The sequence below is a fragment of the Janibacter zhaoxuefangae genome, from assembly GCF_050271985.1.
Lineage (GTDB): Bacteria > Actinomycetota > Actinomycetes > Actinomycetales > Dermatophilaceae.
The window spans coordinates 1,935,995-1,955,911 of the sequence record NZ_CP189849.1; the positions used below are offsets into that span (position 1 = coordinate 1,935,995).

Annotated in this window: 18 protein-coding genes and 2 tRNA genes; 6 read left to right on the plus strand and 14 right to left on the minus strand. The window is 71.2% G+C overall.

Annotated elements, in window-relative coordinates; genetic code table 11:
* Positions 1-60: 60 nt before the first annotated feature.
* The gene (locus ACQBAS_RS09135; protein WP_427383487.1) at positions 61-234 is read left to right on the plus strand and encodes a CsbD family protein; all 174 of its coding nucleotides are present in this window, start codon (positions 61-63) and stop codon (positions 232-234) included.
* Positions 235-344: 110 nt separating this feature from the next.
* On the opposite strand, the gene ACQBAS_RS09140 is transcribed toward ACQBAS_RS09135, so the two are convergent.
* The 8 genes from ACQBAS_RS09140 to leuC all read right to left on the minus strand — a co-directional run bounded on the left by ACQBAS_RS09140 (position 345) and on the right by leuC (position 9,564).
* The gene (locus tag ACQBAS_RS09140) at positions 345-2,288 is read right to left on the minus strand and encodes a DUF2207 domain-containing protein (protein ID WP_427383488.1); all 1,944 of its coding nucleotides are present in this window, start codon (positions 2,286-2,288) and stop codon (positions 345-347) included.
* A gap of 47 nt (positions 2,289-2,335) precedes the next feature.
* Complete coding sequence (smpB, locus tag ACQBAS_RS09145) at positions 2,336-2,833, minus strand: SsrA-binding protein SmpB (RefSeq protein ID WP_427383489.1); 498 nt, start codon at positions 2,831-2,833, stop codon at positions 2,336-2,338.
* 93 nt (positions 2,834-2,926) lie between these two features.
* On the minus strand, positions 2,927-4,354 hold the full coding sequence (locus ACQBAS_RS09150) for a peptidoglycan DD-metalloendopeptidase family protein (RefSeq protein ID WP_427383490.1): 1,428 nt from the start codon (positions 4,352-4,354) through the stop codon (positions 2,927-2,929).
* Positions 4,355-4,412: 58 nt separating this feature from the next.
* A complete protein-coding gene (gene ftsX, locus ACQBAS_RS09155) occupies positions 4,413-5,321 on the minus strand; it encodes a permease-like cell division protein FtsX (RefSeq protein WP_427383491.1) in 909 nt (302 codons plus the stop codon).
* 1 nt (position 5,322) lies between these two features.
* Entirely contained in the window at positions 5,323-6,096 is a 774-nt protein-coding gene (ftsE, locus tag ACQBAS_RS09160; RefSeq protein WP_427383492.1) for a cell division ATP-binding protein FtsE, read from the minus strand.
* Positions 6,097-6,319: 223 nt separating this feature from the next.
* A complete protein-coding gene (locus tag ACQBAS_RS09165; protein WP_427383493.1) occupies positions 6,320-7,210 on the minus strand; it encodes an HU family DNA-binding protein in 891 nt (296 codons plus the stop codon).
* Between the two features lie 330 nt (positions 7,211-7,540).
* Positions 7,541-8,137 (minus strand): 3-isopropylmalate dehydratase small subunit, encoded by a 597-nt coding sequence (gene leuD, locus ACQBAS_RS09170; protein ID WP_427383494.1) that lies wholly within the window; start codon positions 8,135-8,137, stop codon positions 7,541-7,543.
* Positions 8,138-8,166: 29 nt separating this feature from the next.
* Positions 8,167-9,564 carry a 3-isopropylmalate dehydratase large subunit gene (gene leuC, locus ACQBAS_RS09175; RefSeq protein WP_427383495.1) on the minus strand — a complete coding sequence of 466 codons (1,398 nt, stop codon included), beginning with the start codon at positions 9,562-9,564 and terminating at the stop codon, positions 8,167-8,169.
* Positions 9,565-9,694: 130 nt separating this feature from the next.
* On the opposite strand from leuC, the gene ACQBAS_RS09180 reads away from it, so the two are divergent.
* On the plus strand, positions 9,695-10,438 hold the full coding sequence (locus ACQBAS_RS09180) for an IclR family transcriptional regulator (RefSeq protein WP_427383496.1): 744 nt from the start codon (positions 9,695-9,697) through the stop codon (positions 10,436-10,438).
* Positions 10,439-10,447: 9 nt separating this feature from the next.
* On the opposite strand, the gene ACQBAS_RS09185 is transcribed toward ACQBAS_RS09180, so the two are convergent.
* The 6 genes from ACQBAS_RS09185 to ACQBAS_RS09210 form a co-directional block, all read right to left on the minus strand.
* Positions 10,448-11,542, minus strand: coding sequence for an acyltransferase (locus ACQBAS_RS09185; protein WP_427383497.1), 1,095 nt, complete (start codon positions 11,540-11,542; stop codon positions 10,448-10,450).
* A gap of 577 nt (positions 11,543-12,119) precedes the next feature.
* Positions 12,120-12,195: transfer RNA gene (locus tag ACQBAS_RS09190), tRNA-Glu, on the minus strand.
* A gap of 113 nt (positions 12,196-12,308) precedes the next feature.
* Positions 12,309-12,380, minus strand: a tRNA-Gln gene (locus ACQBAS_RS09195).
* Positions 12,381-12,529: 149 nt separating this feature from the next.
* The gene (gltX, locus tag ACQBAS_RS09200) at positions 12,530-13,969 is read right to left on the minus strand and encodes a glutamate--tRNA ligase (RefSeq protein ID WP_427385613.1); all 1,440 of its coding nucleotides are present in this window, start codon (positions 13,967-13,969) and stop codon (positions 12,530-12,532) included.
* Between the two features lie 174 nt (positions 13,970-14,143).
* On the minus strand, positions 14,144-14,917 hold the full coding sequence (locus ACQBAS_RS09205) for a fumarylacetoacetate hydrolase family protein (protein WP_427383498.1): 774 nt from the start codon (positions 14,915-14,917) through the stop codon (positions 14,144-14,146).
* Between the two features lie 9 nt (positions 14,918-14,926).
* Positions 14,927-15,499 (minus strand): TetR family transcriptional regulator, encoded by a 573-nt coding sequence (locus tag ACQBAS_RS09210; RefSeq protein WP_427383499.1) that lies wholly within the window; start codon positions 15,497-15,499, stop codon positions 14,927-14,929.
* 138 nt (positions 15,500-15,637) lie between these two features.
* On the opposite strand from ACQBAS_RS09210, the gene bioB reads away from it, so the two are divergent.
* From bioB to bioD, 4 genes are read left to right on the plus strand one after another with little or no spacing between them, the layout of a single operon-like run.
* Positions 15,638-16,729 carry a biotin synthase BioB gene (gene bioB / locus ACQBAS_RS09215; protein WP_427383500.1) on the plus strand — a complete coding sequence of 364 codons (1,092 nt, stop codon included), beginning with the start codon at positions 15,638-15,640 and terminating at the stop codon, positions 16,727-16,729.
* The gene (bioA, locus tag ACQBAS_RS09220; protein ID WP_427383501.1) at positions 16,722-18,071 is read left to right on the plus strand and encodes an adenosylmethionine--8-amino-7-oxononanoate transaminase; all 1,350 of its coding nucleotides are present in this window, start codon (positions 16,722-16,724) and stop codon (positions 18,069-18,071) included. Before bioB ends, bioA begins: the two co-directional genes overlap by 8 nt.
* Positions 18,068-19,204: an 8-amino-7-oxononanoate synthase gene (locus ACQBAS_RS09225; RefSeq protein ID WP_427383502.1), complete on the plus strand. Its 1,137-nt coding sequence runs from the start codon at positions 18,068-18,070 to the stop codon at positions 19,202-19,204. Before bioA ends, ACQBAS_RS09225 begins: the two co-directional genes overlap by 4 nt.
* Positions 19,201-19,905 carry a dethiobiotin synthase gene (bioD, locus tag ACQBAS_RS09230; RefSeq protein WP_427383503.1) on the plus strand — a complete coding sequence of 235 codons (705 nt, stop codon included), beginning with the start codon at positions 19,201-19,203 and terminating at the stop codon, positions 19,903-19,905. The genes ACQBAS_RS09225 and bioD overlap by 4 nt, the downstream gene beginning before the upstream one ends.
* Positions 19,906-19,917 lie beyond the last annotated feature (12 nt).

A 19,917-nucleotide genomic window follows, 5' to 3' on the forward strand; every position in this document is an offset into this window, starting at 1 on the left:
TCATCGGGGTCGACCAAGGCCCCCGCGGAGTGCGGGGACCGCGAGAGGAAGGTTCCGGACATGGGTTTCTCCGACAAGATCGAGAACGCCAAGAACGACCTCGTCGGCAAGGGCAAGGAAGCGCTCGGCGACGCCAAGGATGACGCCAGCCTCGAGGCCGAGGGCAAGGCGGAGCAGACCGAGGCCGATCTGAAGCAGGCCGGCGAGAAGATCAAGGACGCCTTCAACAAGTGAGACACATCGTCTGTCGTTGAGGGACGACGTCGTCCTGATGGCGCAGACGGACGAAGGGCCGGACACCAGTGGGTGTCCGGCCCTTCTGCGTGGGTTCCGATCCGCGAGCGCTACCAGGAGCCGCCGCTGCTGCCCGAGCCGCCCCCGCCGGAGAACCCGCCACCTCCGCCGAAGCTGCCGCCGCCGAAGCCACCACTGCCGAAGGCGCTCTCACCGGACGAGCCCGGCGTGGAGACGAAGGTGCCGGCCGCGTGCGTGGCGAAGTCGTCGACCCCGTGGGCGAGCCCGCCGAAGGCCCCGGACTGCCAGGGCCCGTAGCCGACGTACCACGTCGGCATCATGATCGGCTGGCCCGCAAGCTCGGCGGCCTCGGCGACCTTCTCGAAGGTCTTGGCCCAGCGGTCGGCGACGCCGAAGACGATGGCGTAGGGCAGGAACTTGCTGAAGATCTGACTGGCCTCCTCGAAGCGGATCTGACCCGCCTCGGCCGTCTCGAGGTAGCGGCGGAAGCCGCGGGACTGCGCGAGCATGGCGCTGCCGACGGCCGTCCGGGAGGCCATCCGGTGCCCCAGCGCGCGGCACACGAGCCCCGCGATGACGATCCCGATCCCCAGGACGTGGAAGCCGTTGAAGGGGGTGCCGCCGATGCCGAGGTCACTCCCGATGCCGAGGAACGACGGCATGAAGAAGCCGAGGACGACGCCGATCATCATGAGGAACGAGCCGACCCCGACCCAGGTGGCACGCTGGGCCTCCGGCGAGCGCCGGAACCAGCCGCGGTCCACGGCCTCCTGGTACATGTGCAGCTTGACGAGCCCGAGGGTGCTCGCGAAGGAGCCCCGCAGGTCGGACAGCAGGACCTCGGATCCGCCGGCGAAGAGGGACTCGAGGAGCTCGTTCTCGTAGGCGCTGAGCGCCTCGCCGTCCTGCTGCTTCTCGGTCCGCTGGAGCCGCCAGTCATTGCGGCTGTTCTCGACCTCGGCCATCTGCAGGTAGCCCCGCACGGCGAGGTCGACAATGGTCGCCGAGACGTCGACGGTGTCGGCACTCTCGTCGATGATGACGCCGACCAGGCCCGGCTGGACGCCCGGCGGCGGGTTGAACTGGACCGCCACCGGCGGCGAGGCGCCGCGCCGCACGACAGGCTCCTCGCCGGGCCCGGGAAGCAGACCCGGCGTCAGGCCGGCGTAGTGCTCGTCCCGGCCCCGCTTCCAGACGAGGAGGCCCATGAGCGACGCCGCGGCGAGAGGGATGAAGGCTCCGCCGGCGGCCAGGGCACCGTTCAGGGCGTTCTTCGTGTCCTCCGGCAGTGCGTCCGGGTCGGCCGGGTCACCCTCGACGAGCTCGGGGGCGAGGTCGGCGCCGAACGCCGAGCGCGGCATCTCGACGGCCACCGTCATGCCCTCGCCCGGGCCGAGGTCGGTGTGGGAGAAGGTCGAGGGGTTGCCCGCCTTCGCCGTGCAGTCCGTGCCCTGCCCGTAGACGCCGTACTTGCACAGCGCGCGCGTGGCCTTGGCCGGTCCCGACACGGTCACGCTGAGGTCGTCGATGTACTGCTGGTTGGCCGTGCCGACGATGTTGTGGAAGAGCTCCACGTGCTCCGCGTCGATCTCGTTGACGGCCTTGGCCAGGGTGTAGGAGATGACGTATTCGTGGGTCCCCTCGACCACCTCGTCGGGCGAGCCGATCCGCAGTTGGAGGTCCTCGCCGTCGTCACTCTCGGTGTATTCGGTCGGGGCGCCCGTCGGCGAGGTGATCTCGAGGTCGCTCAGCTCGTAGTTGCGGTAGACGTCCGTGCGCCCCTGGTAGCCGGCGCGCACCGTGATGTTGCGCAGGATCCCGTGTCGCTCCTCACCCTCGGGGAAGCGGTGGGTCTCGTGCTCCGTGACCCGGATCGACCCGTCCTCGCGGACGTCGATGTCGACGTCGTAGGCGGTGACCCGCTCGTCGGCCGCGGCGGAGCCCGACAGGCCGGTGCCGGTCGCCGACGTGGTGGCCGAGGCCAGCGCCGGGGCGCCGAGGAGCAGGAAGAGGGCCCCCACCAGTGCGGTCATCGATCGCGTGGAGATCGCGAAGCCGCGACCACTCCCCCTGCTGTCCATCAGCGTCCCCCGTCGGCAGTTCTGGCGTTCTTGGTGTTCATTGCCCGGTCGGCCTCGCGCTTGTCCTGTCGTTCACGCAGGGCGTGGCGCTTGTCGTACTCCCGCTTACCCGTCGCGATCCCGATCTCGACCTTGACGCGGCTGTCCTTGAAGTAGAGAGACAGCGGCACCACGGTGCGCCCGCTCTCGCGGGTCTTGAGCATGATCTTGTCGAGCTCGGCGCGGTGCAACAGGAGTTTGCGGCGGCGGCGCGGCGTGTGGTTGGTCCACGTGCCCGCGATGTACTCGGGGATGTGGACGCCCTCGAGCCACAACTCGTCGCCGTAGAAGACGGCGTAGCCGTCGACGAGGGAGGCCCGTCCCATGCGCAGGGACTTCACCTCGGTCCCCATCAGGGCGAGGCCGGCCTCGAACGTGTCGCCGATCGTGTAGTCGTGCCGGGCCTTGCGGTTGCTCGCAATGGTCTTGCGGCCCTCGGCGGTGTCCTTCTTGGCCATGGTTCCCACCTCCTCGCGGGGTCGTGCGCAGCTCGCGCGGATCGCTGGGACAGGCTACCTGCCGGCGCGAAGGGGGTCGAAGCCGTTACCGCGTCAGAGCCACTCGCGCGGGTCGACGGGGATCCCGTTCTCCCGCGTCTCGAAGTGCAGGTGGCAGCCCGTCGAGGTGCCGGTCGTGCCGACGTAGCCGATGATCTGGCCGCGCGAGACCCGGCCGCCGCTGACGGCGAACGACTGCAGGTGGTTGTAGGTCGTGGCGAGGCCGACACCCCGCTGGACGCCGTGGTCGACGACGATCTGGTTGCCGTCTCCGCCAGCGACCCCGGCGGAGACGATGACGCCCCCGGCGGCGGCGCGCACGGGCGTGCCGCAGGCGGCGCCGTAGTCACGGCCGGCGTGCAGCCGGGCCGTGCCGTAGATCGGGTGGATCCGGTAGCCGAACTCCGACGTCACCGGGGCGTTGACCGGGACCGACAGGTAGCCGCCGGACTGGGGAGCAGGTGCCGGAGGCGCGGGCGCCTGCGGCGCCGGGTCGGGCGCGGGGTTGGAGCGTGGCTGGTTCTGCGTTTGCGCGGCATCCCGGGCGGCATCGCGTGCGGCCTGCTCCGCTGCGGCACGCGCCGCGGCCCGTTCGGCCTCACGTGCTGCGCGGGCGGCGGCGATCTTGGCCGCCTTGATCCGAGCCCGACGTGCGCGCTCCTCGAGGACCTTGCCGAGACGGTCCGACTCGGCCTGCATCTTGGCGACCTGGTTGAGCTCCTTCGACCGCTGGTCCCGCAGGGCCGACGCCTGCCGGGTCTGGGTCGACTCGATGCGCTCGACCTCCGCCTTGGCGGTGGCTGCGTCGGCACGTGCCGCCGTGGCCTGGTCGAGGGCGGACTGCGCCTCGTCCTTGAGCTCGGCGGTGCGGTCACGTAGGGCGCGCAGGTGGCTCTCCTGCGAGGTCAGCGTCGCCTTGGACGTCGCCAACGCGCTGATCGACTGGTTCTGCACTTCGGCGACGGTGTCGGACAGGGCGATCCGGTCCGCGAGCTCACTCGGGTCCTGGGCGCTCATCGCGACGGAGAGCTGCCCCAGTCCCTGCTCCTGGTACATCTGCGCGGCGAGGCCGGCCACCCGCTTGCGGGCTGAGCTGATGCTGGCATTGGTCTTGGCGAGGTCCTTCACGGCGCGGGCCTCGTCGGCCTCCGCCACCGCGAGCGCGGCCGCCATCTCGGCGTTGTGCGCGTCGGCAGCGGCCTCGGTGCTCTGCGCCTTCGCGAGCCGGGCACGGGCGGCCGGGATCTTGGCCCGGGTGGCCTTCAGGGCGTCATAGGCGTGCACGAGGCTCGCCGAGGTCTCACTCAGGTCGTGCTGGCTGTCGGCGAGCTGCTGATCGACCTTTTGTTTCTGCTGCCCCGGGTCCGGTTCGGACTGCATGGCGCTGGCGCTGCCCATCGACAGCGCGAGGCACAGCGCGAGGGCCGCGCCGGTCCCGGCGCGACCTCGGAGCAACGACAGACGTGTTCCTTGAGCCAGCATCGAGAGCCACGGTACCGCCCCGCGCCGTGTCACATGGGCAACTCGAGTCACAGGCGCGTCACACCCGCAGGTACCGCCACAGGGTCACCGAGGCCGTGACCGCCGCGAGGACGACGACGCCGACGACGAGGAAGGGGGCGAGGAACCACACGTCGGACGTGCCGATCATCGCCTGGTCGAGGACGACGGTGTTGAGGTAGCGGCTGAAGATGAAGTGCACCGTCGACCACAACAGCGCGACGGCCAGGCCGGCGCCGATGAGGCCGGCGATGATCGTCTCGAGCAGCAGCGGTGTGCGGATCGTCGCGTTGGAGGCGCCGACGAGCTTCATGATGCTGATCTCGCGGCGTCGGGTGAAGGCGGCCTGCCGGACGGTCGTGGCCATGAGCAGCACGGCGCAGAGCACCATGAGCCCGGCCAGCAGCACCGAGAAGAAGGTCACCCGGTTGATCACCGTGAAGAACTTCTTGAGCACCTTCTCCTGGTCCTGGACGCTCGCGACCCCGGGCGCCCCCTCGAAGGAGCTGACGACGACGTCGTACTTCGTGGGGTCGGACAGGGAGACCCGATAGCTCTGCGGGATGTCACCGACGCGCACGTTGCCGGCGATCGGCGAGTTCTTGAACTGCTCCTGGAAGCGCTCGAAGGCCTGCTCCTCGGTCTCGTGGTAGACCTCCTTGACCAGCGGCTTCATCTCGTCGAGCTGAGCGGCAATGGTCTCCTTCTGCTCGTCGGTGACCCCACCGCCTTCGCAGTTGCCCTGCATCGAGTCGTCGGTGCACAGGTAGATGGAGACCTGGACGCGGTCGTACCAGTAGCCCTTCATCTGATCGGCCTGCCGCTGGGCGAGGAGCCCGAGGCCGAGCAAATACATCGAGACCATCGTGACGAGGATGACCGAGAGGGCCATCGAGACGTTCTTGCGCAGGCCGTGGAAGCTGTCGCCGAGCACCGTGGAGATCCGCATGTCAGCGCACCTCCTCGTCGTCGTCGAGGACTCCCGGGGCGTGGTTGGCCCCCGCCTCTTCGACCCCGGCGTCGTCGCCGCGCGGGAGGTCCAGCGGCACGTAGGTGCCCTCGGCCTCGTCGCGCACGAGCCGCCCGTCGGACAGCTCGATGACGCGCTTGCGCAGGGCGTCGACGATGGTCGTGTCGTGGGTGGCCATGACGACGGTCGTGCCCGTGGCGTGGATGCGCTCGATGAGCCGGACGATGTCCAGGCTCGTCGCGGGGTCGAGGTTGCCGGTCGGCTCGTCCGCCAGAAGGATCGGCGGCCGGTTCACGACGGCGCGCGCGATCGCCACGCGCTGCTGCTCACCACCGGACAGCTCGTGCGGCATCCGCTTCGCCTTGTCCGAGAGGCCGACGAGCTCGAGGGTCTCGGGGACGAGGGACTTGATCTGGCGACTGCTCTTGCCGATGACCTGGAGCGCGAAGGCGACGTTCTGCGACACGTTCTTGTTGGGCAGGAGTCGGTAGTCCTGGAAGACGGTGCCGATCTGGCGACGAAGGCGGGGCACCTTGCGGTGCGGGAGCCGACGGAGATCGTGTCCGGCGATGAGGATCTGACCGCTCGTCGCGCGTTCCTCGCGGATCGCGAGCCGAAGCAGCGTGGACTTGCCCGACCCCGAGGGGCCGACGATGAAGGCGAACTCGCCCCGCTCGATCTCGAGATCGAGCTCCGCGAGCGCGGGACGCTTGGAGCGTCCGTAGACCTTGCTGACGTTGTCGAAGCGAATCATGCTGAGGCGCGGGCCTTCTCGGCTCGGGGACGGTCGGTCGCCGCCAGGGGGCGGTGTCTGCTCCTCGAGGATAGGTCGGGCACGCCGTCGCACGTCGCAGGAGCCCGTGCCCGGCGTGCCCCCTGCACCCGCAGCCGACACCGGCACCGGCCCCCTGCACGGGACAAGCGACGGACCCGCCACCCCCGGTGGGGTGACGGGTCCGTCGTGACGTCGGACTGAATCAGGCCGTCTCGGTGGGCGCCGCTGCCGGTGCGTCCGGCGTGACGGCCGTGGCCGGGGTGACCGGCATGACCGGCGTCGCGGCGGCCTTCTTGGTGGTGGCCTTCTTGGTGGCGGCCTTCGTGGTGGCGGCCTTCGTGGCAGTGGCCTTGCTGGTGGTCGCCTTCGTCGATGCGGTCGCCGCCTTGGTGGCTGCGGTCTTGGTGGCGGGCGCCGCCTTCGTGGCAGCTGCCTTGGTCGTGGTGGCCTTCTTCGCGGCGGGCGCCGCCTTCGTCGTCGCGGCCTTCTTGACCGTGGCCTTCTTCGTCGCGGGCGCCGCCTTCGTGGCCGCTGCCTTGGACGTGGCGGCCTTCTTGGTGGCGGCCTTCTTCGTCGCGGGCGCCGCCTTCGTGGCCGCTGCCTTGGTCGTGGCGGCCTTCTTGGTGGCAGGCGCCGCCTTCGTCGTCGCGGCCTTCTTGACCGTGGCCTTCTTCGCGGCGGGCGCCGCCTTCGTGGTCGCGGCCTTCTTGGTCGCTGCCTTCTTGGTTGCTGCCTTCTTCGTCGCGGCCTTACTGGCCGGCGCAGTGCTCGTCGTGGCACTGGCGCGCGCGGTCGCGGGGGCCGCCTTCGGCAGCGAACTGGGCTTGGCGACGTAGTCCTTGAAGGACGTCCCGGCCTTGAAGCGCGGCACGGACGTCTTCTTGATCTTCACCGTCTCGCCGGTGCGGGGGTTGCGTCCCGTGCGGGCGGCGCGGGCTGCCTTCTCGAAGGTGCCGAAGCCGGTGATGGCGACCTTCCCGCCCTTGGCCACCTCTCGGACGATCGCATCGAGCACGGCCTCGAGCGCATCGGCTGCGGCCTTGCGACCCCCGAGCGTGGACTCGAGCGCCTTGACCAGTTCTCCCTTGTTCACATCTACTCCCAAGAAGGATGCGTGCCGGAGAGACTCCGACGGTGGACAGCTGGGCCGCATCGCCCCGCCTGCCTTGACGTTAGGACTCACAACGTCACGCGTCCACCACAACGGGACGCTCTTCTCGTTGTGGGACAGCGGATTTGCGCATGCGGGGGCACCCGGAGGCGGCCCGAAGGAAGCCTCGCGAGGACACGACTCGGGCCGGGCGCCGTTGTGAGACAACGACTCCCGGCCCGACATCAAGCCCTGCTCGCCTCGCCCGGCCCGGACTGCGGTCGCCGCGGAAAACTCACGGGCGACACGCCGCCGACGGGCAGGCGTGGGGGCTCAGCCCTGCGCCGCGGTGACCGGCTTCCAGGCCGGACGGCCCTCTTCGAAGGCGGTGATGGCGTCCTGGTGACGGAGCGTGAGGCTGATGTCGTCGAGCCCCTCGAGCAGACGCCAGCGGATGTAGTCGTCCACCTCGAAGGTCGTCACGAGCTCGCCCGCGGTGATGGTGCGCGACTCGAGGTCGACCGTCACGGACGTGCCGGGCTCGTTCTCGAGCAACTTCCAGAGGAGCTCGACGTCATCCTGGGAGACGACGGCCGTCAGCAGTCCCTGCTTGCCCGAGTTGCCCCGGAAGATGTCGGCGAAGCGGCTCGAGATGACGACCCGGAAGCCGTAGTTCATGAGCGCCCAGACGGCGTGCTCACGCGAGGAACCGGTGCCGAAGTCGGGACCCGCCACGAGGACGGACCCGGCGGAGTAGGCCGGCTGGTTGAGGACGAAGGTCTCGTCCCCGCGCCAGGCGGCGAAGAGGCCGTCCTCGAAGCCCGAGCGGGTGACGCGCTTGAGGTAGACGGCGGGGATGATCTGGTCGGTGTCGACGTTGCTGCGTCGCAGCGGGACGCCGATGCCGGTGTGGGTCGTGAACTGCTCCATGACAGTGCCTCTCGGTGGTCGACGGACGCTCAGGCGTCGAGGTCTGCGGGGCTGGACAGGGTGCCGCGCACGGCGGTGGCGGCGGCGACGAGCGGGCTGACGAGGTGCGTGCGTCCGCCCTTGCCCTGCCGACCCTCGAAGTTGCGGTTGGACGTCGAGGCCGCGCGCTCCCCCGGGGCGAGCTGATCGGGGTTCATGCCCAGACACATGGAGCAGCCGGCCAGGCGCCACTCGGCCCCGGCGTCCTCGAAGACGGCGTCGAGGCCCTCGGCCTCGGCCTGGAGGCGCACCTTCGCCGAGCCGGGCACGACGAGCAGGCGGACGCCGTCGGCGACCTTCCGGCCCTTGAGCACCTCCGCGGCAGCGCGCAGGTCCTCGATCCGGCCGTTGGTGCACGAGCCGACGAAGACGGTGTCGACGGCGATCTCGCGCAGCGGGGTGCCGGCGGTGAGGCCCATGTACTCGAGGGCGCGACGGGCGTTGGCCTTGTCGTTCTCGTCGGGCATGAGCTCCGGGTCGGGCACGGCGTCGCCCAGCGGCGAGCCCTGTCCGGGGTTGGTGCCCCAGGTGACGAAGGGGGTCAGCTGGCTCGCGTCGATGTCCACCACGGCGTCGAAGGTCGCGTCGTCGTCGGTGCGCAGCTCGCGCCACGCCGCGACGGCCGCGTCCCAGTCGGCGCCGGTGGGGGCGTGCTCGCGGCCGCGGACGTACTCGAAGGTGACGTCGTCGGGGGCGATCATTCCGGCGCGCGCGCCAGCCTCGATCGACATGTTGCAGACCGTCATGCGCGCCTCCATCGAGAGGGCGCGGATCGCGGAGCCGCGATATTCGAGGACGTAGCCCTGACCGCCGCCCGTCCCGATCTTGGCGATGACGGCGAGGATGATGTCCTTGGCCGTGACGCCTTCGGTGAGCTCGCCCTCGACGTTGATCGCCATGGTGCGGAAGGGCTTGAGCGGGAGGGTCTGGGTGGCGAGCACGTGCTCGACCTCGGACGTGCCGATGCCGAAGGCGAGGGCGCCGAAGGCCCCGTGCGTCGAGGTGTGGCTGTCGCCGCAGACGATGGTCATGCCGGGCTGGGTGAGGCCGAGCTGCGGTCCGACGACGTGGACGATGCCCTGGTCGACGTCACCCATCGGGAAGAGGCGGACACCGAACTCGGCGCAGTTGCTGCGGAGGGTCTCGACCTGGGTGCGGCTCGTCAGGTCCGTGATCGGGCCCGGCGTCGTCGGCACGTTGTGGTCCTCGGTCGCCAGCGTGAGGTCCGGGCGACGGACGGGGCGTCCCGCCATCCGCAGGCCCTCGAAGGCCTGGGGGCTGGTCACCTCGTGAAGCAGGTGCAGGTCGATGTAGAGGAGGTCGGGCTCCCCTTCCGCCTGACGCACGACGTGCGACTCCCACACCTTCTCGGCCAAGGTCCCGGCCATCTCATCCACCTTCATCGTTCCGTCGGATCGGCACCCGGGGGCCGGGCGCGACTGGCTGACCGGACCAGTGTCATGCGGGCTTGGGAGGTCCGGACTTGCGTCTCATCGAATGAGACGGCAGTATCAGTGCATGGACAACGGTAGTGGAGTTGGCGTCCTTGACAAGGCCGCCGTCGTTTTGGGTGCTCTGGAGGCAGGCCCCTCGACCCTCGCGCAACTCGTGGCGGCCACCGGGCTGGCCCGACCGACGGCGCATCGCCTTGCCGTCGCCCTCGAGCACCACCGCCTCGTTGCACGCGACATGCAGGGACGCTTCGTCCTCGGTCCGCGTCTCGGTGAGCTCGCGGCGGCCGCGGGTGAGGACCGTCTGCTCGCCGCGGCCGGGCCCGTCCTCGGCGCCCTGCGCGACCACACGAACGAGTCGGCGCAGCTCTTCCGCCGTCAGGGTGAGCAGCGCGTCTGCGTGTCCGCCGCCGAGCGTCCCGTCGGCCTGCGCGACTCCATCCCGATCGGCGCGACGCTCTCGATGCACGCCGGCTCCGCCGCCCAGGTGCTGCTCGCGTGGGAGGAGCCCGATCGGCTCCACCGCGGGCTCCAAGGTGCGAGCTTCACCGCCACGACCCTCTCCGGGGTGCGCCGGCGCGGCTGGGCGCAGAGTGTCGGAGAGCGCGAGGCCGGCGTTGCCTCCGTCTCGGCGCCGGTCCGCTCCCCGTCCGGTCGGGTCATCGCCGCCGTCTCCATCTCCGGCCCCATCGAGCGACTCTCCCGTCAGCCGGGACGCCTGCACGCCGCGACCGTGATCGCCGGCGCCAACAAGCTGACCGAGGTGCTGGAGCGGCACGCCGCTCAGCAGGAGGCACAGAACACGATCTGACCGCGGGGGTCACACCACGCGGCGCAGGCCGGGCACCTTCCCCGCGACGAGCGCGAAGGCGAAGGACAGCACGGTGACGACGGCGATCCGGCCGAGCATCTGCGGCACGTCGGCCGAGGCCGCGTCGCCGCCGATCGGCGGGACCCAGCGGGCGAAGTCGAGGACGATCAGGTGCACGCCGAAGGCGCCCATCGACGCCTGTCCGAGCCGGCGGCCGAGGTCGGCCCCCTTCGGATGGTCGAGCGGGGCAAGCCAGCCGTCCTCGCTGATCAACCAGCGGGCCGCGATGAAGACGGCACACGTCACCAGCGGCACGGCCGGGTGGAAGTACGACTCCGCCGGAGCGAGCTCCTCCGCGTGCCGCCACGGCCACGGATAGAGCCATTGGGTCACGAGGACGGCCGTCCCGAGCAACGCCAGGACCGTGGCGACGACCCCGCGGAAGTGGGTCAGTCGGATCCGACTGAGCGCGTGCCCCAGGAGGAAGTAGCCGAGGTAGGGGATCCAGTACGTCGCCGCGGTCTGCTCCCAGCGGCCACCTTCGGCCGCGGCACTCCCCTGCCCCGAGATCATCGTGCCGAGGATCGCGGCCGCGGTGAGTCCGGCACCGACGGCGAGCTCCTGACGCAGCGTCGCCTGCTGCACCCATGGCAGCAGCACCGGCGTGATGAGGGTGAGCCCGAGGATGATCCAGAAGAAGTAGAGCTGCGCGACGAGGGTGCCGTCCAGGATGCGCGCCATGATGCTGACCGGGTTCGGCTGGTTCTTGAAGAAGTAGAGGATCAGCGCGTAGACGACGTGCCAGAAGATCAGCGGCGGAAGCAGGCGGGACGCGCGCCGGCCGTAGAACTCCCGGTCGCCCGGATAGTGCTTCGCGCTGAGCAGCGTCACGCCGCTCGCCATGACGAAGAGGGGTGCGGCCCAGCGGAAGCCGAAGTCGATGAGGGTGGCCGTCAGGCCCGTGGCGTCCAGGCCCGGCTGCTCGCGCGCGATGACGGCGTTGGAGCCGACGACGTGGATGCAGATCACCCCGACCATCGCGATCACCCGCGCCCAGCCGAGCCATCCGATGGAGGCGCGTGTCTCCTCGCCGGTGTCGCTCACGGGGCTCCTTCGTCGTCGGTCGGGTCGGGCGCCAGCATGCCAGTCCGCGCCCGCGACGTGGGGCACGCTCCCCGTCGGCCGAGTTTGGGACATCAGGTGTCCCTTCCTCGGGACTGGCAGCCCCCTTCGGTCGAGTTTGGGACATCAGGTGTCCCTTCCTCGGGGCCGGCGGCCCCCTTCGGTCGAGTTTGGGACATCAGGTGTCCCTTCCTCGGGGCACCCGGCCCCCTTCGGCCGAGTTTGGGACATCAGGTGTCCCTTCCTCGGGGCTGGCGGCCCCCTTCGGCCGAGTTTTGGGACATCAGGTGTCCCTTCCTCGGGGCTGGCGGCCCCCTTCGGCCGAGTTTGGGACATCAGGTGTCCCTTCCTCGGGGCCGGCGGCCCCCTTCGGTCGAGTTTGGGACATCAGGTGTCCCTTCCTCGGGGCCGGCGGCCCCCTTCGGCCGAGTTTGGGACATCAGGTGTCCCTTCCTCGGGGCACCCGGCCCCCTTCGCCCGAGTTTGGGACATCAGGTGTCCATTACTGGGCCTCGGGACAACAGAAAACCCCCGCTCACGAGGAGCGGGGGTCTGCATCTGGTAGCCCCGACGGGATTCGAACCCGCGCTACCGCCTTGAGAGGGCGGCGTGCTAGGCCACTACACAACGGGGCCAGATGTGCTGCTCAGGAGGGGATGAAACCCTCCTCGACAACCGGAGGAACGATACCCGGTCCGGGCCATTTCTCCGAATCCATCGGTGGGCGTGAAGCGCACCGATGTCAGCGCTGGGGTACCAGGACTCGAACCTAGAATGACGGAACCAGAAACCGTTGTGTTGCCAATTACACCATACCCCAAGGGTATTCACTCCGAGCGCGCCCGAGGGCCTTCTGCGGGGTGAACCGAAGAGAGATACTACGGCACGCTCCGGCGTGGTCCCAAATCCTCCCGAAGGGGGCCCGTGCGGGGCCCCCTTCGAGGGTCGGATCTCGGGTCGGATCTCGGGTCAGATCTCGGCGCGCAGGCGACGCAGTCGAGCGAGCGTCGAGTCCTTGCCGAGGATCTCCATGGACTCGAAGAGGGGCGGCGAGATGCGCGCGCCGGAGACGGCCGTGCGCAGCGGCCCGAAGGCGAGCCGCGGCTTGATCTCGAGCCCCTCGACGATGGCCTCGCGCAGGCGCGCCTCGATCGTGACCGCCTTGAAGTCACCGTCATTGGGCGGCAGCGAGCCGGTCCCCTTGTCGATCCCCTCGAGGGCCGTGATGGCGGCGTCGAGAACCTCGCCCGCGTTCTCCTTCAGCTGCGCCCGGGCGTCCTCGTCGATGACGAGGTCGCCGTCCGCGACGTAGAAGGGCTTGACGAGCGCGGGCGCCTCGGAGAGCAGCGCGATCCGGGTCTGGATGAGCTCGGCGACGTCCTTGAGCCGACCGAGTTCCCCGAGCGTCGGGTTGCCCGAGAGGACCCCTTCGCGCTCGAGGAAGGGCAGCAGCCGCGAGGTGAAGTCACCGAGCTCGAGGTCGCGCAGGTAGAGACCGTTGAGCCAGTCCAGCTTCTTGAGGTCGAAGATGGGGCCGACGGGGTTGACCTTCGACCAGGCGAAGTGCTCGGAGAACTCGGCGAAGGTGAACTTCTCGCGGTCGCTGCCGTCCTCCGCGGTCATCGGCGGGTAGGCCAGCAGCGCGAGGAAGTTGACGAGCGCCTCGGGCAGGTAGCCCTGCTCCTGGAACCACGTCAGGCGCGCGGCCGGGTTCTTGCGCTTGGAGATCTTCGACTTGTCCGTGTTGCGCAGCAACGGCATGTGCGCGAAGGCGGGCGGCGTGAGGCCGAGCCACTGGTAGAGCAGGACGTGCTTGGGCGTGGAGCTGATCCACTCCTCGCCGCGCACGACGTGGGTCACGCCCATCTCGTGGTCGTCGACGACGACGGCGAGGTGGTACGTCGGGAAGCCGTCGGCCTTGAGGATGACCTGGTCATCGGGGCGCGGCGCGGTGACCTTGCCGCGGATGACGTCGTCGAAGACGATCGGTGCGTCCTCGGGGATGAACATGCGCACGACGGGCGTCTCGGAGTAGCCCGGCAGCTGCGCGCGCTCCTCCTGCGTCTTGCCGTGGCAGAGGCGGTCGTAGCCCGTGGGCTGCTTGAGCTTCTGCTGCTTGTCACGCATCTCGGCGAGGCGCTCCGAGGAGCACCAGCAGTGATAGGCGTGGCCGTCGGCCAGGAGCCGCTCGACGTAGGGCCGGTAGGTGTCGAGCCGCTCGCTCTGCCGGTAGGGCGCGAAGGGGCCGCCCACGTCCGGGCCCTCGTCCCACGTGAGACCCAGCCAGGACAGCGTGTCGTAGAGCTGCTGCTCACTGCTCGCGTTGAAGCGCGCCCGGTCGGTGTCCTCGATGCGCAGCAGGAACTGGCCGCCCTGCTGACGCGCGTAGGCCAGGTTGAAGAGGGCCATGTAGGCCGTGCCGACGTGCGGGTCGCCGGTGGGCGACGGCGCGACACGCAGTCGCGGCGCCCCCTCGACGGGGACCGGGGTCGTGGCGGGGGCGGACGAGGGCAGGGCGTCGGGCGAGGTGCTCATGATGCCCCGATCGTAGCCCTGCCCCGGCGTCCGCCCGCCGCTGCGGACTCAGTCCGCGGCGGTGAAGGGGTTGGCCAAGGTGCCGATCGCGTCGATCTCGACCTCGACCCGCTGGCCGGCGGTGACCGGGCCGACCCCGGCAGGCGTGCCGGTGAGGATGACGTCGCCCGGCAGCAACGTGAAGGCCTTGGAGACGAAAGAGATGAGCTCGGCCACGCCCGTGATCATGTCCGACGTGTGGCCGTCCTGGACGACCTCGCCGTCGAGGCGCGTGGTGATCCGGCACGCGGACGGGTCGAGGTCCGTCTCGATCCACGGGCCGAGGGGGCAGAAGCCGTCCATCCCCTTCGCGCGGGCCCACTGTCCGTCGGACTTCTGGAGGTTGCGGGCCGTCACGTCGTTGGCGCAGGTGTAGCCGAAGATGACCTTCTTCGCCTCCTCGGGCTCGATGTCCTTGCACATCCGACCGATGACGACGGCGAGCTCGCCCTCGTAGGACACCTCGGTCGCGACGGCGGGGATGACCACCGGGTCGTTCGGGCCGATGACGGCGGTGTTGGGGATGAGGAACATCAGCGGGCTCTCGGGCACCTCGTTGCCGAGTTCCGCCGCGTGGTCGGCGTAGTTGCGACCGATCCCGATGACCTTGCTGCGCGGGATGACGGGCGCGAGCAGCCGCACCTCGTCCATCCGCGCGGTGTTGCCGGTCAGCTCGATGCGTTGGTAGAGCGGGTCTCCGCTGACCTCCGCGATCTTCTCGCCGGCTCCGTCGACGAGCCCATAGACCGGCTCGTCCCCTGTCGTATATCTCGCAATGCGCACGGGTCGAGCCTAGGCCACGGTCTCGGCGTCGACGCCGATCCCCCGGAGGATGAGGGCGAGGCCGGACGCGAAGGTCGCCTCCGCCGCGGCGGCCTCGGGCGCCGGTCGGGCCGGGTCGATGGCGGCGGCCCGCTCGCGGGTCTGGTCGGCAGTGACGGACCCCAGGACGTGGTGGAGCAGGAGGTGGGTGGCTGCGGCGTGCCGCTCCCCCGGCCCCGTCACCGCCTCGACGAGCGCGGCGAGGTCCGTCAGCGCGGGCACGGCCGCCGGGTCAACGGCCCAGGCGAGGGCGACGACGTCCGATCCGTCGGGCACCCCGAGCAGCGCCCGCCGGACACCCGTGGCGGCCTCGACGAGTGCGTCCTCCGGGGTCAGGCCCTGCGCCGCCGGTGCCCGGGTGGGCTCGAGGAGGCGCGAGGCGACCTCGACGAGCAACGCCTGCTTGCTGGCCACGTGCCAGTAGAGCGCGCCGGGCTGGACGCCGAGCTCGCGCGCGAGGCGCCGCATGGACAGGTCGCCGAGGCCGAAGGTGCGCAGCAGGCTCAGCGCCGCGTCGACGACGTCCTCCCGGGTCAGGGACACCGTGGGCCCCCTTCCGAGTCCGCGTCGTGGTCGTTGACAGCGAGCGTACCCACCCGGCCATACTGTGCGGGACGCGCACCTGAACACCGTTCAAGCCGCACTGCCCGGCCCGCATCGCCCCGACCGTCTGGAGACCCTGTGAGCACCCCCTTCGCCACCCTGGCCGACGCCGTCCTGGCCGGCACCCCCGTCACGGAGCAGGACGCGCTGGCGATCCTGCGCTCCAGCGACGAGGAACTGCTCGAGCTCGCCGCGGCGGCGGGTCGCCTGCGCCGCGCGCACTTCGGCAACACGGTCAAGGTCAACTACCTCGTCAACCTCAAGTCGGGCCTGTGCCCCGAGGACTGCGGCTACTGCAGCCAGCGGCTCGGCTCGACGGCGGACATCCTGAAGTACACGTGGCTCAAGACCGACGAGGCCATCGAGCAGGCCGCGGCCGGACTGCGCGGGGGCGCCAGCCGTGTGTGCCTCGTCTCGAGCGGTCGCGGCCCCACGGACCGCGACGTCGAGCGCGTCGCCGGACTCGTCGGCGCCCTCAAGGACGAACACCCCACGGTCGAGGTGTGCGCGTGCCTGGGACTGCTCAAGGACGGCCAGGCGGAGCGACTGCGGGAGGCGGGCGTCGACGCCTACAACCACAACATCAACACGGCGGAGTCCCACCACGACGCGATCGTCACGAGCCACACCTACGCCGACCGCGTCGACACCGTGACGAAGGCGAAGACCGCCGGCCTCTCCCCGTGCTCCGGTCTCATCGCCGGACTCGGCGAGAGCGACGAGCAGCTCGTCGAGGCCCTCTTCGCGCTCCGGGACCTCGAGTCGGACTCGATCCCCGTCAACTTCCTCATGCCCTTCGACGGGACGCCGCTCGAGGGCACGTGGGACCTGACTCCGGGACGGTGCCTGCGGATCCTCGCCATGGCCCGCTTCGTCTGCCCCGACCGCGAGGTGCGGATCGCCGGTGGCCGGGAGATGCACCTGCGTTCCCTGCAGGGGCTGGCGCTGCACGTCGCCAACTCGATCTTCCTCGGCGACTACCTCACCTCCGAGGGACAGGACGCGCAGGCCGACCTGGCGCTCATCCGCGACAACGGGTTCGTCGTGCTCGGCGGCGAGGAGGCTCCCCTGGCTGGCACGCAGCAGGGCACGCAGCAGGGCGAGCGCGTCGGCGCCGACCCGGCCATCCGCCGTCGCGGCGCGGGCACCGACGTCCCCGCAAATGCCTGAGTCCGTCGCGTCGACCATCGAGGGGATCGTCGCCCGCGACGGCGGCCTCCTCTGGCATCCCTACGCCCCCCTCGACGGGCCGGCCCCCCGCGCGGTCACGGCCGCCGACGGCGTCCGGCTCACCCTGACCGACGCGGACGGGCGCACGCACGAGGCGATCGACGCCATGGCCTCGTGGTGGTGCGCGGTCCACGGCTACCGCCACCCGGACCTCGACGCCGCCGCCCACGCGCAGATCGACCGGTTCGCCCACGTCATGTTCGGCGGCCTCACCCACGCACCCGCGGTCGACCTCGCCGAGCGCCTGATCTCCCTCGCCCCCGGCTCGATGGCGCACGCCTTCTTCGCCGACTCCGGTTCGGTGTCGGTCGAGGTCGCGCTCAAGCTCGCGCTCCAGTACCAGGCGGCGAAGGGGCGTGGCCGCCGCCAACGGTTCCTCACCGTGCGTGGCGGCTACCACGGCGACACCTTCGCCGCGATGAGCGTGTGTGATCCCGTCGACGGCATGCACGCCGCCTTCCCCGGCGTCGTGGCCACGCACGTCTTCGCGCCCCGCCCGCCCGCGGCACGCCTCGTGCCCGACGGCGGCGGCGGTGAGCGTTGGGACGTGGACGAGGCCGCCCTGGCGGCGTGGACCGCGGACTTCCGGGAGCTCGCCACGGCGCACGCCGACGAACTCGCGGCGATCGTCGTCGAGCCGGTCCTCCAGGGCGCCGGCGGGATGCACGTCTACCACCCGGACTGCCTCGTCACGATGCGCGAGGTCGCGGACGACCTCGGGCTGCTGCTCATCGTCGATGAGATCGCCACGGGCTTCGGGCGCACGGGACGCCTCTTCGCGAGCGAATGGGCCGGCATCGCGCCCGACGTGGTCTGCGTCGGCAAGGCCCTGACCGGCGGCTACCTGACACTCGCCGCCGTCCTCACGACCCGGGCCGTCGGTGACGTCATCTCACGCTCGACGTTCCGTGCCCTGCTGCACGGGCCGACCTTCATGGCCAACCCGCTCGCGTGCGCCGTCGCCGCCGCATCGCTCGACCTGCTCGGCGACACGTGGAGCGCGAAGGTCGCCCGCGTCGGCCGCGGCCTCGCCACGCACCTCGCCCCCGCCGCCGAGCTCGCCGGTGTCCGGGACGTCCGCACGCTGGGCGCCGTCGGCGTCGTCCAACTGCACGGACCCGTGGACGTCGCCGCGGTCAGCGCCGCGGCCCTCGAGCGCGGGGTGTGGGTGCGCCCCTTCCGCGACCTCGTCTACACCATGCCGCCCTACATCACCTCCGACGAGGACGTCACCGCGATCGGCGCGGCCATCGTCGGGGCCGTCGCGGAGGTGCACGGATGAGTCAGTGGGATGCGTGGCTGGCCGGGCGGTCCGCGCTGCGGACCGAACGCGGCACCGTCCGGGCCGATCCGGTGCTCCGGCACGGTCGGGGCGGGGACGTCCTCGACCTGGCCTCGAACGACTACCTCGGGCTCTCGCAGGACCCGCGCGTCGTGGCCGCGGCCCACCGCGCGCTCGACGGGTTCGGGGCATCGGCGGCGGCCTCGCGGCTCGTCACCGGGACGCTGACCGTCCATCGCGAGTTGGAGTCCGCCCTCTGCGACCTCACCGGGCAGCCGAGTGCGCTCGCCTTCGCCACGGGCTACGCCGCCAACCTCGGTGTCGTCACGGCCATGGCGGGGCGGGGCGCGCAGATCCTGCTCGACGAGCACGCACACGCCTCCCTCCACGACGCGGCGCGGATGTCCCGCGTGCCGTGGGCGACCTTCGCGCACAACGACGTCGGCGATCTCGACCGCCTGCTCGGCGAGCGGGCCGGCGACCGCGTCGTCGTCGCGGTCGAGTCCATCTATTCGGTGCTGGGCGATGCGGCGCCGCTCGTCGACCTCGCCGCCGTGTGCGCCCGCCACGACGCGTTGCTCGTCGTCGACGAGGCGCACGGCATCGGCGTCGCGGGCGAGGGTCGCGGGCTCGTCCACGAGGTCGGCCTCACCGGCGCCCCGCACGTCGTCGTCACCGCCACGCTCTCGAAGTCCCTCGGCGCCCAGGGCGGCGCCGTGCTCTGCTCGCGGGCCGTCCGCGACCACCTCGTGAACGAGGCGCGCTCCTTCATCTTCGACACCGCCCTCGCCCCGGCCGCCGCCGGCGCCGCCGCCGAAGCGGCCCGGATCATCGCCGGCGATCCCGCGATCGCTGCCCGGGTGCGCGACCACGCCGCGACGATCGCGTCGATCTGCGGGATCGAGCCCGCGGCCGGGGCCGTGCAGTCGATCCCGCTCGCGAGCCCCGACGTCGCCGTCGCGGCCTGCCTGACCCTGCGCGAGCGCGGCGTCCTCGTCGGCTGCTTCCGGCCACCGAGCGTGCCCGACCGCTGGTCCCGACTGCGGATCACGGCCCGGGCCGACCTCTCGCGCGCCGAGATCGAGCGCGCCGCCCGCCTCGTCGCGGACGTCGTCGACGAGGTGTCGGCATGAGCGCCCGCGCGACCCTGCCGCGGATCGTCATCGTCACGGGGACCGACACGGGCGTCGGCAAGACCGTCGTCACGGCGGCGCTCGCGGCGGCGCTGGCCGCGGCCGGTCGCACCGTGGCCGCGTACAAGCCCGTCCAGACCGGCATCGGACCGGGCGGCCAGGACGACGACGGGATGCCCGAGGACATGGCCGTGGTGGCCCGCCTGGCCGGGGTGCCCACGGCGCAGGGATGCCGGCTGCGGGCGCCGATGGCCCCGCGGCAGGCGGCCGTGGAGCAGAGCGCCGCACTGCCGACGCTGAGCGCGCACGTCGCGACCATCGAGGACCTCGCGGCGAGCCACGACCACGTCCTCGTCGAAGGGGCGGGCGGCCTGCTCGTCCAGCTCACGGACGCCGGGGAGGACCTGCGCGACCTCGCCGACGCCCTCGTCGAGGTCGCGGCCACGGGGTTCGTCGTCGTGGCCCGCAGCGGGCTCGGCACGCTCAACCACACGGCCCTGACCCTCGAGTCGCTCGCGGCGCGCGGCCTGCCCCTCGTCGGGGTGGCGCTGGGCTGCGTCCCGCCCACGCCGTCCCGGACCGAGGAGCTCAACCACGCCCACCTCGCCCCCGACGTCGTCGCGACGGTGCCGGCCGGCGCCTCGGCACTCGCGCCGGCGACCTTCCGCGCCGCGACCCCCGACTGGTGGTCCGTGCCCTGACCGGCACCCCGG

Bases quoted from the DNA above. Each gene is read 5' to 3' on its own strand.
- ACQBAS_RS09135 (WP_427383487.1), top strand. From the start codon at position 61: ATGGGTTTCTCCGACAAGATCGAGAACGCCAAGAACGACCTCGTCGGC.
- ACQBAS_RS09140 (WP_427383488.1), bottom strand. From the start codon at position 2,288: ATGACCGCACTGGTGGGGGCCCTCTTCCTGCTCCTCGGCGCCCCGGCG.
- smpB (WP_427383489.1), bottom strand. From the start codon at position 2,833: ATGGCCAAGAAGGACACCGCCGAGGGCCGCAAGACCATTGCGAGCAAC.
- ACQBAS_RS09150 (WP_427383490.1), bottom strand. From the start codon at position 4,354: ATGCTGGCTCAAGGAACACGTCTGTCGTTGCTCCGAGGTCGCGCCGGG.
- ftsX (WP_427383491.1), bottom strand. From the start codon at position 5,321: ATGCGGATCTCCACGGTGCTCGGCGACAGCTTCCACGGCCTGCGCAAG.
- ftsE (WP_427383492.1), bottom strand. From the start codon at position 6,096: ATGATTCGCTTCGACAACGTCAGCAAGGTCTACGGACGCTCCAAGCGT.
- leuD (WP_427383494.1), bottom strand. From the start codon at position 8,137: ATGGAGCAGTTCACGACCCACACCGGCATCGGCGTCCCGCTGCGACGC.
- leuC (WP_427383495.1), bottom strand. From the start codon at position 9,564: ATGGCCGGGACCTTGGCCGAGAAGGTGTGGGAGTCGCACGTCGTGCGT.
- ACQBAS_RS09180 (WP_427383496.1), top strand. From the start codon at position 9,695: ATGGACAACGGTAGTGGAGTTGGCGTCCTTGACAAGGCCGCCGTCGTT.
- gltX (WP_427385613.1), bottom strand. From the start codon at position 13,969: ATGGCCCTCTTCAACCTGGCCTACGCGCGTCAGCAGGGCGGCCAGTTC.
- bioA (WP_427383501.1), top strand. From the start codon at position 16,722: ATGCCTGAGTCCGTCGCGTCGACCATCGAGGGGATCGTCGCCCGCGAC.
- ACQBAS_RS09225 (WP_427383502.1), top strand. From the start codon at position 18,068: ATGAGTCAGTGGGATGCGTGGCTGGCCGGGCGGTCCGCGCTGCGGACC.
- bioD (WP_427383503.1), top strand. From the start codon at position 19,201: ATGAGCGCCCGCGCGACCCTGCCGCGGATCGTCATCGTCACGGGGACC.